This window comes from uncultured Methanobrevibacter sp. (assembly GCF_902801725.1).
Classification (GTDB): Archaea; Methanobacteriota; Methanobacteria; order Methanobacteriales; family Methanobacteriaceae; genus Methanocatella.
In genome coordinates this window covers 1-13957 of the sequence record NZ_CADCJB010000021.1, presented here as the reverse complement: position 1 = coordinate 13957, position 13957 = coordinate 1, and the positions used below count along the sequence as shown (strand labels likewise).

General features: G+C 36.2%; 14 protein-coding genes. 11 read left to right on the top strand and 3 right to left on the bottom strand.

Annotated features, from left to right (window positions below; all coding sequences use genetic code 11):
- Positions 1 to 26: 26 nt before the first annotated feature.
- Positions 27 to 1448, top strand: coding sequence for a Mur ligase family protein (locus tag QZV68_RS05840; protein WP_296879474.1), 1422 nt, complete (start codon positions 27 to 29; stop codon positions 1446 to 1448).
- On the opposite strand, the gene QZV68_RS05835 is transcribed toward QZV68_RS05840, so the two are convergent.
- Positions 1438 to 1920, bottom strand: coding sequence for a hypothetical protein (locus QZV68_RS05835; RefSeq protein WP_296879472.1), 483 nt, complete (start codon positions 1918 to 1920; stop codon positions 1438 to 1440). The two genes, QZV68_RS05840 and QZV68_RS05835, sit on opposite strands and share 11 nt — an antisense overlap.
- The gene (locus QZV68_RS05830) at positions 1910 to 2824 is read right to left on the bottom strand and encodes an ADP-ribosylglycohydrolase family protein (RefSeq protein WP_296879470.1); all 915 of its coding nucleotides are present in this window, start codon (positions 2822 to 2824) and stop codon (positions 1910 to 1912) included. Before QZV68_RS05830 ends, QZV68_RS05835 begins: the two co-directional genes overlap by 11 nt.
- A gap of 127 nt (positions 2825 to 2951) precedes the next feature.
- Between QZV68_RS05830 and QZV68_RS05825 the strand changes: the two genes are divergently transcribed.
- The 4 genes from QZV68_RS05825 to QZV68_RS05810 are packed head-to-tail and all read left to right on the top strand — an operon-like array spanning position 2952 to position 5594.
- A complete protein-coding gene (locus QZV68_RS05825) occupies positions 2952 to 3644 on the top strand; it encodes an iron-sulfur cluster assembly scaffold protein (RefSeq protein ID WP_296879468.1) in 693 nt (230 codons plus the stop codon).
- A gap of 5 nt (positions 3645 to 3649) precedes the next feature.
- Positions 3650 to 4651: a GGGtGRT protein gene (locus QZV68_RS05820; protein ID WP_296879466.1), complete on the top strand. Its 1002-nt coding sequence runs from the start codon at positions 3650 to 3652 to the stop codon at positions 4649 to 4651.
- A gap of 32 nt (positions 4652 to 4683) precedes the next feature.
- A complete protein-coding gene (locus QZV68_RS05815) occupies positions 4684 to 5193 on the top strand; it encodes a GNAT family N-acetyltransferase (RefSeq protein WP_296879464.1) in 510 nt (169 codons plus the stop codon).
- A gap of 32 nt (positions 5194 to 5225) precedes the next feature.
- Positions 5226 to 5594: a zinc ribbon domain-containing protein gene (locus QZV68_RS05810; RefSeq protein ID WP_296879462.1), complete on the top strand. Its 369-nt coding sequence runs from the start codon at positions 5226 to 5228 to the stop codon at positions 5592 to 5594.
- A 16-nt stretch (positions 5595 to 5610) separates the two neighbouring features.
- Here QZV68_RS05810 and QZV68_RS05805 read toward each other — a convergent pair whose 3' ends face one another.
- On the bottom strand, positions 5611 to 6123 hold the full coding sequence (locus tag QZV68_RS05805) for a hypothetical protein (RefSeq protein ID WP_296879460.1): 513 nt from the start codon (positions 6121 to 6123) through the stop codon (positions 5611 to 5613).
- A gap of 91 nt (positions 6124 to 6214) precedes the next feature.
- Here QZV68_RS05805 and QZV68_RS05800 point away from each other — a divergent pair, with 91 nt between their 5' ends.
- The 6 genes from QZV68_RS05800 to QZV68_RS10250 form a co-directional block, all read left to right on the top strand.
- The gene (locus QZV68_RS05800) at positions 6215 to 7129 is read left to right on the top strand and encodes a ribose-phosphate diphosphokinase (protein ID WP_296879458.1); all 915 of its coding nucleotides are present in this window, start codon (positions 6215 to 6217) and stop codon (positions 7127 to 7129) included.
- A 1-nt stretch (position 7130) separates the two neighbouring features.
- Complete coding sequence (locus QZV68_RS05795; protein ID WP_296879456.1) at positions 7131 to 7427, top strand: hypothetical protein; 297 nt, start codon at positions 7131 to 7133, stop codon at positions 7425 to 7427.
- Between the two features lie 5 nt (positions 7428 to 7432).
- A complete protein-coding gene (gene uvrB, locus QZV68_RS05790) occupies positions 7433 to 9397 on the top strand; it encodes an excinuclease ABC subunit UvrB (RefSeq protein WP_296879454.1) in 1965 nt (654 codons plus the stop codon).
- A 144-nt stretch (positions 9398 to 9541) separates the two neighbouring features.
- The gene (uvrA, locus tag QZV68_RS05785) at positions 9542 to 12430 is read left to right on the top strand and encodes an excinuclease ABC subunit UvrA (RefSeq protein WP_296879453.1); all 2889 of its coding nucleotides are present in this window, start codon (positions 9542 to 9544) and stop codon (positions 12428 to 12430) included.
- A 138-nt stretch (positions 12431 to 12568) separates the two neighbouring features.
- Entirely contained in the window at positions 12569 to 13387 is an 819-nt protein-coding gene (locus QZV68_RS05780) for a DUF368 domain-containing protein (protein ID WP_296879511.1), read from the top strand.
- A 453-nt stretch (positions 13388 to 13840) separates the two neighbouring features.
- Positions 13841 to 13957, top strand: a 117-nt coding sequence (locus QZV68_RS10250; RefSeq protein ID WP_363137046.1) for a helix-turn-helix domain-containing protein, incomplete at its 3' end; no start/stop codon positions are given.

Here is a 13957-nt window from a genome sequence, read left to right as displayed (position 1 = left end):
ATATTTTTATTTTCAAAGGTTAAACTATGAGTAGTTTTAAAATTAGTATGGCAAAATTTATAGCTAAGGTAGGTGGACCATTTTCCAAACTTGGGTCTGGAAGTGGTAAAAGTTTTGCAGGGATTATTTTTACAAGAATTGCTGGTGTTGATGCGGTTTCAGAATTGTCAAAGGATATGGGAATCGGTTCAGTAATTCTTACAGGAACCAACGGTAAGACAACTACTACAACACTATTAATTAAATTATTATCATCAGATACTCAAATCAGAAGTAGTTTTGAGAGTAACACTATTAATGCTATAGCCTCTGCATTCATTCAACAAAAAGGAGATTTGGGTGTTTTTGAATATGGTATTCGTAATATCAAATATGGTATTCCGGACACAGTTCAAAGGGTTGTTGACCCTATTGGAGTAGTTTATACAACTATCTCCCAGGAACATACACAAGTTGCAGGCGTAAAGAATCCTTTTGAAGATTATTATAAAGCTAAAATATTATTGTCTCAAGGTATGCAAAGGGGAGTCATCGTAACTAATGCGGATGATCCAAGAACAGCCTTGATTGGTCTTAATAAGGAAAAGGATGTTAAAATAAACTACTATGGTATAGACTGTGATGGTGTAGAGGACATCAACGGCGAAAGTATTGAATGCCCAAAATGTGGTGAAATGCTGACATATTCCAAACATTTCCTAAATCATAGGGGAATCTATACATGTGGATGCGGATTTAAACGTCCTAAATTAAATGTAAAATTAACAAACATTGAATTGAATGTAGATTCATGGAAATTGACAATTGAGGGTGATTTATTTAACTACACTGTTTCAAAAAATGTCAAATTTGATGTGGAAGTTACCGTGCCTCCGTTTGGTTTCCACAATATCTACAATACACTGGCTTCAATAACAACATATGCAACATTCACTCCTAAAGTTGAAAACATAGAATCCACTGTTAAAAATGTATTCAACAATCTGGACATGTCTTTCATTCCTCCTGGAAGGTTTGAGGTCGTAGATATAGGAGGAAAATTCGTTGGACTTGGTCAGGGAGACAATGGAGATGCTGCCAGAATCAATGCAATGTTCATGAACCAGTATGTTGACGGGCCTCTGGAGTTCATTTATACAACTCCCGATGAGGATGAAGAGGAAATCTTTGAAGACCATTTTGAAGTTATCAAAAGCATGAATCCAGCACATCTTATTGTTGTTCCTGGAAGAAAATCCATAGATAAGGCTCGCGAGTACTATGAAATAATGAAAAAGGAATATCCTGATGCTGAATTTTATCCTTTAAGCTATGATGAAATGGCCGTTAGAATAGAAAAATTAGCTGAACTTGCCCGTAACTCTGACTATGACTATGTAATCATGACCGGATGTGGTGAAGAGCAGGCGATGTGGGAAGAAATTAAAAAGAAAATGATTAATAGATGATTGAATCATCTATAATTTCTTCTATTTTTTTGTAAAATTTTAAATTACTTTTTTCTATTTCCTCAAAGGAAGCCTCAATACTGCATCCGCAAAGGTCTGTGCTTCCGATGATGAAATCGCTTGAATTCTTTTTGATTAATATTCCGAATATTCTCTCTTTTTCATATGCATATTTGTCGAATTCTTCCTGTGTCATCTTGATGTTATAATCCTTAACGGAATATATGTCACATTCATTGATAACTGGGATAAATGCAAACATTCCAATTGCCAGAAAGACATTTTCGTAGTTTAGAATTTTTAAAATCCTGTCTTCATAGGAATCTCCGCTTTTAATTCCATATTCGTCAAATTCTAAAATGTTGTTGGTTCCCATATAGTAGTTGTCATGAATGACTGTGGCTACCAAATCTTTGTCTACATAATTATCGCAGGAAGCCCTAATATTCTTAATGGTTTCACTAATATTCATCACAAAACGCCTCGTATTTTTCACATAATGAAAGCACTTGATTAATTTTACTAACTGATTCAATCCAATCTATAGGGATTTCATCAAAACCATAATAAATTCCAGCAAGTCCTCCGCAAATGGCAGCTACAGTATCGGTGTCATGGCCCAGGTTGACGGCTTTAAGAACTGCATCCCTATAATTGCCAGTATTTTCAAGACAATGTATTACACTTTCAAAGGTATCAATTACATATCCTCCACTTCTGATGGTGTCAACATCGTCTAAATTGTCATTAAATATTCTATTGAAGTGTTTTAACTCTTCAGAGTCATTGTAATGCTTTATAATTTTGTCGTTGGCTTTTTTAATGTGTTCTCTGATGGTCAAATCATCATATTCAAGCATGGATTTGGCAATTTCGATGTATAATGCGCAAGCTATTTTTGACCTTTCGTGGGCATGTGTTAGGGCAGAAACGTTTTCGATTGTCTCATAGTCTATATTTGGGATAAATGCAAGCGGAAGAATTCTCATCAGAGATCCGTTTCCGTTGTCCCTTTCGCCACTGCATCCGCATTCCAGTGCCGGCAGATTTTTGTAGTGGTAGTTGTCCAATGCGTTTTTTGTAGTAATTCCGTAATCGAATACGCAATACTGCACATATTTCTCGTTGAAAATCCACTCACAAAATTCATTCATAATGTCTTCATAATCAACAGCCTTTTTATTGACGATGCTTGCCATTGTAGCTATTGTCATTGATGAATCATCACTCCAGGTTCCTGCAGGCATATTGTATGTTCCATGACCTATCATATCAGTAACGGGATTTTTTTCAAGGTATTCTCTTTGTTTGAATTCGACAGGAACGCCCAGTGCATCACCAATCAACAAACCGATTATTCCATCTTTAACATTCATAATCTTAATATGGTTTTTGAGTATATTAATTGTGATTATTTTAAATGTTATCCTAAAATATTAAATTGATATAATTCTAATATATTATATGTCTAATAAAATTAAAACTTGTTGAGGATTGAAAAAGATGATTTATTCAACTGAAGTAGAGAATATGTGTCCTGTTCGCAAGGGTGCAAATCATGGGCCTGCTCCAATTCCTGAAGAGGGCAAATGGGTAAAGGCTAAAGAAGTGTCTGATATTTCAGGTTTTACTCATGGTATAGGATGGTGTGCACCGCAGCAAGGATGCTGTAAACTAACATTAAACGTTAAAGATGGTATTATTGAAGAGGCATTAGTTGAAACTTTAGGATGTTCCGGAATGACTCATTCTGCAGCTATGGCTGGTGAAATACTGATTGGAAAAACAATTCTAGAAGCATTAAACACAGACCTTGTTTGTGATGCGATAAACACTGCAATGCGTGAACTGTTCCTTCAAATTGTTTACGGAAGGTCACAATCAGCATTTTCAGAAGGAGGCCTTCAAATCGGTGCAGGTTTGGAGGATCTGGGAAAAGGTCACAGAAGCCAGGTCGGAACAATATTTTCCACAAAGGAAAAAGGACCAAGATATCTGGAGCTGACTGAAGGTTACATTACCGAAATTGGTCTTGATGAAGATGATGAGATAATAGGCTATAAATACATTAACTTGGGTGTCATGTTGGATGCAATCAAGGATGGTGTTGACCCAATGGATGCTATTGAAAAGGCAACAGGTCAATATGGAAGATTCGACGATGCCGCTAAAAAAATTGATCCGAGGAAGGAGTGATTACAATGAGTTTATTTGAAAGTTATGAAAGAAGAATCGATCAGATCATTCCTGTTTTGGAAAAATATGGTATTAAAGACCTTGAAGAAGCAAAACAAATTTGTCTTGATAAAGGATTTGACCCTTATGAAATCGTAAAAGGCGTTCAACCGATTTGTTTTGAAAATGCCTGCTGGGCATACACTCTTGGAGCAGCAATTGCTGTAAAGCAAGGTTGTGTAAAGGCATCTGATGCGGCAAAAGCTATTGGTGAAGGTCTTCAGGCATTCTGCATTCCTGGAAGTGTTGCGGATGACAGAAAAGTTGGTCTTGGTCACGGTAATTTGGCTTCAATGCTTTTAAGTGATGAAAGTGAATGTTTCGCATTCCTTGCAGGTCACGAAAGTTTTGCAGCTGCTGAAGGAGCTATTGGAATTGCAAACTCTGCAAATGAAGTTAGGGAAAAACCTTTAAGAGTTATTTTAAACGGTCTTGGAAAGGATGCTGCATTGATTATTTCAAGAATTAACGGATTTACCTATGTTCAGACAGAATTTGATTACTTTACTGGGGAAGTTAAAGTAGTTAGAGAAAAAGCATACTCTGATGGTGAAAGGGCTAAAGTAAAATGTTACGGTGCTGATGATGTAAGGGAAGGTGTGGCAATTATGCATCTGGAAGCTGTTGACGTATCAATTACAGGTAACTCAACTAATCCGACACGTTTCCAGCATCCTGTAGCCGGAACATATAAAAAGGAATGCATTGAACAAGGTAAAAAATACTTCTCAGTAGCATCTGGAGGAGGAACCGGAAGAACATTGCATCCTGATAATATGGCAGCAGGCCCTGCATCTTATGGTATGACAGATACTATGGGAAGAATGCACTCCGATGCTCAATTTGCAGGTTCATCATCAGTACCTGCTCACGTCGAAATGATGGGACTGATTGGTATGGGAAATAACCCTATGGTAGGAGCAAGTGTTGCCGTAGCGGTTGCTGTTGAAAAAGCTATGAAGAAATAAGGGAATTTATCCCTTTTTTTACTCTTTTTTTTATGATTTTTAAAACTGAAAACTTAATTTTAAGGCCATGGGAAGAAGGTGATGCGGAATGTCTGTATCATTTTGCAAAAAATCCGAAAATAGGTCCAATTGCTGGATGGCCACCTCACGAAAGTGTTGAACATAGTTTAAACATTATCAATACTATATTTTCTAAAAGGGAAACATATGCAATCACTCTTGATGAAATTCCAATCGGTTGTGTTAGCCTTTTAATCCATCCTGACGGCAATCATTACTGGGGTGACGGCTCAGGCGAACTCGGATATTGGATTGGCGAGAAATACTGGGGCAGAGGTTTGGTTGTTGAAGCTTCAAGAACTATAATTGAGCATGCCTTTGATGATTTGGAAATTGAGAGAATTTTTGCAACATACCGGATAGAAAACAACCAGTCAAAAAGGGTTTTGGAAAAATTGGGCTTTAAATATTATACTGAATTAGACAATGTTAACTATTTGGGCGAAACATTTAGGGAAATTGCCATGATTAAAGAAAAATAGTTTTATATATTTTGAAATGTTAATTTAATCTAATGACAAGAATATGTAAAAACTGTGAATTTGAAAATCAGGACGAGTATGACTATTGTGCTAAATGTGGCACTCCATTGGTTGAAGGGCTAAAGCCTAAACAGGTCTACATTTACACAGGCCAGCAGCCCCAAATCAACAAAAAGGCGGTTTTGATTTCATATATTGTTACTATTTTTTTATCCTGGAGCGGAGTGGTTTTCGGACTTTTGACTAAAAATACTACAATGAGTGCATTCGCATTCTTTGGATTTTTCATGCCGTTTTATTTGCTTCAGGCACCTGTAAAAGAGCTTAAAATACACGGTGTGATACAGTTCATTATCTCTGCTGTAGGTGTAGGCTTATCTTTTTATATTATGTTGCACTAAAAAAAAGAAGGGGAAATTATACAAAAATAGGTCTGATATTCCCCATTAAAAATTGTATAGGAACTTGGAATATGTTCATTCCGTTGTGGCTCATTGCAGTATCCACCGCATCTCCCCTATCCATAGTTCCCTGAACGTTTTCATTACCTGGATAACCGTTATATGCGTCGTTTGCACGAATGTCGTCTACAATGGTTGAACCGAATATTGCTTCGGCGGCATCGTTGTTTACGCTAACTATTATGTGTGGAGTATAGTTATAGGAATAGGTTATAATGTCTCGTGCAGCACCATATGGATCTTGAGGGTTGTCTATGTGGACATTATGCAATGTTTGACCTGCAGCATTCACTGAACTTCCAGGATATACCCATTCATAACCTGTTAGAGTGAACTTGGCGGCCATGTCGATGCTCGCATCCTCTCCTGAGTCTTCAGCAATAACCAATATTGGACTGACAAGGGTTGTGGCCAAAATTCCAACAATTATTAATGCAAGGACTGCAAGAATTATAAATAATTTTTTCATGATTAATTTTTATACACTCTTTAAATATTAATACTTAACTTTTTTAATTATCACAAACATAATAATTATTAATAAAATATTTGGTGATATTGTGATTATTGGTGGTTCAGCTTCTCAAGATTTAGCCGCTCATGTTGCTCGTGAACTTGGCGAAGAAGTAAGTTATGTTGAAACTAAGAAATTTCCGGATGGAGAAAGATATTTGAGAATTACTGGTGAAATTGAAGATGAAGTGACTGTTATTCAGTCAACAGGATATCCTCAGGATGAAAATCTGATGGAATTGCTGTTCATCATTGCCAATCTTAAAGATTTGGGAGCTAAAAAGGTAAAGGTTGTAGTTCCATACTTGGGTTATGCAAGACAGGAAAAGCGTTTCAATCCCGGCGAGACAATTTCAGCAAAAATCATCTGTGAACTAATCGAATCTGCTGGTGCTGATGAGTTTTACACATTCAATGTTCATGAACCTTGCGTTTTAAATTTCTTTGATATTCCTGCAAAAAATATCTCCGCAATGCCCGCCATTGCAGAATATTTGAATAAAAAATTCTTTAAAAAGACTGATGAAAAGCCTCTTATCATTGCACCGGATAAGGGTGCATATGGTTTTGCACAGGAAATTTCTGAAATCATTGGCTGTGATTGTACATACCTAACTAAGGTACGTTTGGGACCTGACAAGGTGGAAACCAGAATTGTGGATGTCAGATGTGACAGTGAAAGTGACAATACTGTTAATATTGACTCAGTAAAAGGCATGCATGCAATTATTGTCGACGATATTATAGCTACAGGCGGAACAATTGTAAATGCCATTAACATTTTAAAGCAATATGGTGCCTCAGCGGTTGATGTATGTTGTGTACATCCTATTCTAACAAATAACGGTGCTACAAGGATTTATTCAGCAGGAGCAGGTAAAATTATTGGTACCAATAGTCTATCTTCAGATACATCACGTGTATCAATTGCAAAAGCTATTGCCGATGCATTGAGGGAATAAAATGCTTATGGATAAGGAAAAAATTAAAGCGGAGCTTGTAGATAAATCAAATAATATTTTAGCCAAATATGCTGAAAAAGATATTGTTGAAAGCGTATCAGTAATGAATATGTCTGCTAAAACTGTATTTTTAGGTTCTTTAAGGATTTATAATGAAGATGTTGTTTCAGACATCAAAAAAGATTTGAAAAAAGAACTCAATTCCTATGGTGATTTGACAATAAGGGATGAAAAGGTAATCCCTTGCTGTGCTCCAAGATATGTCCATATTAGCTTTAATATTTCTATTGAAAATTAGATATTATGAAGGAATTCAAATTAAATTCTCCCTATAAACCGCTGGGTGATCAACCAAAAGCAATTAATTCTTTAGCTGAAGGGATAAATGAGGGAATAAAAGAACAGACTCTTTTGGGAGTGACTGGTTCAGGAAAAACTTTCACAATGGCGAATGTTATTGAAAAGGTTCAAAAACCCACTCTTGTTATTTCACATAATAAAACTTTAGCGGCACAGCTGTATGAGGAATTTAAGGAATTCTTTCCGGATAATGCAGTTGAATACTTTGTCAGCTATTATGATTATTATCAGCCGGAAGCATATGTGCCTCGAACGGATACCTTCATAGATAAGGAAGCTTCCATTAATGATGATATTGACATAATGAGGCATTCCGCCACCCAATCATTATTGTCAAGGGATGATGTTATCGTTGTCAGTAGTGTAAGCTGCATCTATGGTATTGGTTCTCCTGAGGATTATGGGGAATTTGCCTTTGGAATATCTGTTGGCGATATCTATGACAGATCCGAAATAATAGCCAAACTCATTTTCATGCAATATGAACGAAATGACATTGAGTTTGACAGAGGTCAGTTTAGAGTCAGAGGGGATGTCATTGAAATAAATCCTGTTCATGGAACACCTCCAATAAGAATTGAGCTATTTGGCGATGAAATCGATGCGATTAGCTTGATTGACAAGGTCACCGGAAGAAAAAAGGAATCTCTTAAAAGATACATGATTTTCCCTGCAAAGCATTTTGTAGTCGGACAGGACAAAATGGACACTGCACTTTCCAAAATATCTGCCGAATTGGATGAAAGGCTTCAGGAACTTAATTTAACAGGAAAGTTGCTGGAAGCGCAAAGATTGGAGCAGAGAACACGTTTTGATATAGAAATGCTTCAGGAAATGGGATATTGTCCGGGTGTAGAAAACTATTCAATGCACCTTTCTGGTCGTCAATGGGGAGATAAGCCTTATTCTCTTTTGGAATATTTCCCTGATGATTTTTTAACAATAATTGATGAATCCCACGTTACCGTTCCGCAGATTAGGGGAATGTATAACGGGGACCGTGCGCGTAAGGAAACTTTGGTTGATTACGGATTCAGATTGCCTTCTGCAAAGGAAAACAGGCCATTGAGGTTTGACGAGTTTGAATCATCAGTCAATCAGGTAATTTATGTCTCTGCAACTCCTGCCCAATATGAGCTTTCAAGGTCTGGAAATGTCGTCGAGCAGATTATTAGGCCGACTGGTTTGGTGGATCCTGAAGTAGTAATCAGGCCGGTTACAGGTCAGGTTGAGGATTTGCTTGAAGAGGCCAAATTGACTGCCGAAAAGGATGAAAGGGTTTTGGTTACTACCTTAACAAAAAGAATGGCAGAGGATTTGACAGATTATTATGCGAGGATTGGTGTAAAGGTAAGGTATATGCACTCTGAAATTGATACTCTGGAGAGAATTGACATTGTTGACGATTTGAGACGTGGTAAGTTTGATGTGCTTGTTGGAGTAAATCTTCTTCGTGAAGGTCTTGATTTGCCTGAAGTGTCTTTGGTGGCTATTTTGGATGCCGATAAAGAAGGATTCCTTAGAAACGAAACTTCTTTAATACAAACCATTGGAAGAGCTGCAAGAAATGTTAATGGTCGTGTAATAATGTATGTGGATAAAATGACTGATTCAGTTAAGAATGCATATGATATTACACTTAAAAGGCGTACGCTGCAAATGAAATACAATGAAAAGTATGGAATTATTCCAAAGTCCACTCAAAGAACATTAAAAGAAAAACTTGCAGAAGAGGATGAAAAATACAAAGGCATTGGAACCGACATTACTAAAATGCCTAAGGATGAACTTCAATTGCTTATAAGGGATTTGGAAAAGGATATGAAAGATGCAGCTTCAAGACTTGACTTTGAAAGAGCTGCAGATTTAAGAAATAAGCTTTATGCCTTGAAGGGTTTGGATAAATAGTTTTTATTAATGCGTGTTTTTCATAGTTTCATTTCAAAATTATTTTTTTAAAGTTATTGCATATTTTACTTTTCAAATGCTCTCTGAAATATTTTATAAACTAGTTTGTTCTAATAATATATAACTAAATTAATGGAGATAATTATGGCTGAAGAATCTAAAAAACAAATTGTCATTAAGGGTGCACGTGAGCACAATCTACAAGATATTGATGTGAGTGTTCCCCGAGATGAATTTATTGTAATTACTGGTATTAGTGGATCAGGTAAGTCTTCATTGGCTTTTGATACAATTTATGCTGAAGGACAGCGTAGATATGTTGAGTCATTATCTGCTTATGCAAGGCAATTTTTAGGTCAAATGAAAAAGCCTGAAATGGAATCAATCGAGGGATTGTCTCCTGCTATTTCAATTGATCAGAAAACAACAAGGGAAAACCCAAGGTCCACCGTAGGTACAATTACTGAAATTTATGATTATTTAAGATTATTATATGCACGAATTGGTATTCCTCATTGCCCTAACTGTGGAAAGGAAGTATCACAGCAAACCATTGGCCAAATAGGAGAATCAGTTATAGAAGAAGGTGAAGGAATTAAAATCCAAATCCTGTCTCCGATTGTCCGTGACAAAAAAGGTCAACATAAGGATGTTCTGGATGATTTAAGAAACAAGGGATTTGTAAGGGTCCGTGTCGATGGGGAGATTAGAGATTTGGAGGAAGACATTAACCTTCCAAAGACTTATAGGCACAGCATCGATGTTGTTGTTGACAGGCTTAAAATCAGACGTGATGTTGATTTCAAAAGAAGGCTTGTCGATTCTCTTGAAACTGCTGCAGAGTTTTCTGAAGGTCTGATTACAGTTTTATTCACAGCAGATGATGATGAATATGAGAAAAGGTACTCAGAACACTTTGCTTGTGTCGACTGTGGAATAAACTTTGAAGAGTTGACTCCAAGGATGTTTTCATTTAACGCTCCTCAGGGGGCATGTCCTGAATGTAACGGAATCGGTTCTAAAATGGAAATCGATCCAAATCTGATTGTTCCCGATAATACATTAACATTAAATGAAGGGGCTATTGCCCCATGGTCCAAATCATCTACAAGAGAAAATTACTATTATCAGATGCTTGAAGCAGTCTCCAAACATTTCAATTTCAGTATGGATGTTCCATTCAATGAATTGGATGGGGAGTATCAAAATACAATTCTTTATGGATGCAATGAAAAAATTCCATTCACATTCAAGAGAAGAAATAAATCTTACATGGTTAATCGTAAATTTGAAGGTGTTATTCCAAGAATGGAACGATTATATGTTGAAACAAAGTCCAATTATTCAAGAAAATACCTTTCAAAGTTCATGAGCGATAGAAAATGTCATATTTGTGGTGGAAAAAGACTCAGGCCGGAAGTATTGGCAGTAACCGTTGGTGGAAAATCAATCATTGACGTATGTGACTTGCCTATTAAAGATTCATATCAGTTTTTCCAGGACTTGGAGCTTACAGAAAGAGAAAATTTCATTGCAAAGGAAGTCTTAAAGGAAATCAAAGAGCGCTTAAGTTTTCTAGTTGAAGTAGGTCTTGATTATCTGTCAATGTCACGGTCTTCAGGTACTTTATCCGGTGGTGAAGCTCAACGTATCCGTTTGGCAACTCAAATAGGGTCAGGTCTTGTGGGAGTACTATACATTTTGGATGAACCGAGTATCGGTCTTCACCAAAGGGATAACATTAAACTCATTGAAGCATTAAAGAGACTTAAGGACTTGGGCAATACTCTGGTTGTTGTTGAGCATGACGAAGAAACCATCTTATCTGCGGATTATGTGGTTGACATAGGTCCAGGTGCAGGTGAACATGGCGGTAAGGTGGTAGCTCAGGGAACACCTTTGGATATTATGAAAAATCCGGATTCCCTTACAGGCCAATATATTTCAAGAGCTGAAAAAATTGACATTCCAAAGAATAGGCGGGATGGTAACGGTAACTTTATAACAATCAAGGGAGCTGCACAGAACAATTTAAAACATATTGATGTTGAAATTCCGTTAGGCAAGTTTACCTGTGTAACCGGGGTCAGCGGTTCTGGTAAAAGCAGTTTGATAAATGAAATCCTATACAAGGGTACAAAAGGAAAACTCGCTAAAAAATTCACTTTCGCCGGAAAATACGATGAGATTGAAGGTTTGGAAAACATTGACAAAGTCATTGCAATCGACCAAAAGCCAATCGGAAGAACTCCAAGATCCAATCCTGCAACTTATACTGGTGTATTCACAGATATTCGTGATCTGTTTGCAAACACTCCAGAATCCAAAGCCAGAGGATATAAACCTGGAAGATTCTCATTTAATGTAAAAGGAGGAAGATGTGAAGCATGCTCTGGTGACGGTATAGTTCAAATAGAAATGCACTTTTTGGCAGATGTTTATGTGCCGTGTGAAGTATGCGGGGGCAAAAGATACAATGAAGAGACCCTGGATATAAGATATAAAGGTAAAAATATCTATGAGGTCTTGGAAATGACTGTTGAAGAGGCATTGGAGTTCTTTGAAAACATTCCAAAAATTACCAAAAAGCTTCAGACATTGTATGATGTCGGATTGGGTTACATGAAAATCGGACAACCTGCAACTACATTGTCCGGTGGGGAAGCTCAAAGGATTAAGCTAGCTAAAGAGCTGTCAAGAAGCAGCACTGGTAAAACATTGTATATCTTGGATGAACCGACCACAGGTCTTCATTTTGCAGATATAAAAAGGCTTTTGGATGTGCTTGCTAGATTAACCGATGCCGGCAATTCAGTTGTTGTTATTGAGCATAATTTGGATGTCATTAAAACAGCTGACCACATTATCGATTTGGGTCCTGAAGGGGGTGACGGCGGTGGAGAGGTTATCGCTACCGGAACACCTGAGGAAGTTGCCGAATCAGGCACATATACTGGGGAGTTTTTAGAAAGAATGCTTGATGAAAACATCACTCCATATGCAAAGGAGTTGGTTGAAGATATAGGAAAATAATTCTTTCTTATATCATTTTACTTTTTTTTGGAATAAATTATTTAATTAATTAAATCAAATATAATAATAATTATTTTGGGTGATAAATTGAGTTTTGATTTTAAAGAGGCAATTTTAATTTTTATTCGCGGTGTCCTTATGGGTTCGGCGGATATTGTTCCAGGAGTTTCTGGAGGAACAATTGCATTAATTACTGGAATTTATGGGCATTTGGTTGAAGCGATAAGTAACATTAAGTTTGGATTTATAAAACCATTGCTTAGGGGAGATGGCAGAGGTTTTGTCAATGGCATATTGGAAGAGATTGATTTCAAATTCTTCATTCCATTGGTTTTAGGTATTGGAGTTGCTTTTTTAACATTGGCAAAAGTTGTTACATATTGTATGGATGTGCATACTGCATTAACTTATTCATTTTTCTTAGGTTTAATCATAGCTTCAGCAGTAATCCTATTTAAGAAATTAAATGAAATTAACTTAAAAAATATTCTATTTGCCATAATAGGTGCTGTTTTAACATACATATTTGTAAGTTTAAATCCTATGGCTGCAAACCATTCTTTAATTGTCCTATTCTTCTCAGGTATGATAGCAATCTGTGCAATGATTTTGCCGGGTGTTTCAGGATCATTTTTATTATTGCTTCTAGGTCAATATGAATACATGCTGACAGCACTTCACGAGCTTCATTTCGCAGAAATCATTACTTTTGTTGTAGGTGCTTTAATAGGTATTCTTGGATTTTCAAAAATCTTAAATTATCTTCTTAAAAACCATGAACATGTTACAATGGCATTTCTTATTGGGGTTATGCTTGGATCTTTAAAGGTTCCGGCTGTAGAAATCATAAATTCAGCGGGTTTAAATTTTTCAGGTCTTTTCCCATGTTTAATCATTGCCGTAATTGGTTTTGCGTTAATCATTATTTTAGAGACAAGATTTGATTACATTGAGTAGGGTGTGCAAAACACAGCACCTTACTAAAAATTTTGTAGATTTTGTGCAAGTTTTTTTTTATCTTTAAAATGCAAGAATACCACAACTTCTGCAAGTTGTGGATGAATTGCACTATGGGGTGTACTGTCTTTTTTAATTAATTTTATTGTGTTTTATTTTATTTGCGTTTTTTTGAGGCTATTTTATGTCATGAATTTTTATTCAGTATACTTTTTTGTTATTGGATTATTAAATAATTGCTTTGGGTATGAAAAATTGTTTTGGGTTTGAAAAATTGCTCTGAGTTCGTTATTCGATTACTTTTCAAATGCTCTCTCTCATTTTTTATATAGGAGTAATTATAAATGAGATATTATTCAATTAAATGTGATTTTAATTGTTGTTTTAAAAAAGAGTAGATGTTTTCCATTTTAGATAATGAAATAAAAATATTATATATATTGGACTGGAGGAATGAGATTTATGGGCGAATATATTCGAGGTGTGGTTGTTAAGCTTCATTTAACTCCCGAACAAGAAGTCATGTTTAAACAAAACTATGGTTGTACTCGTAAAACCCATAATGAACTT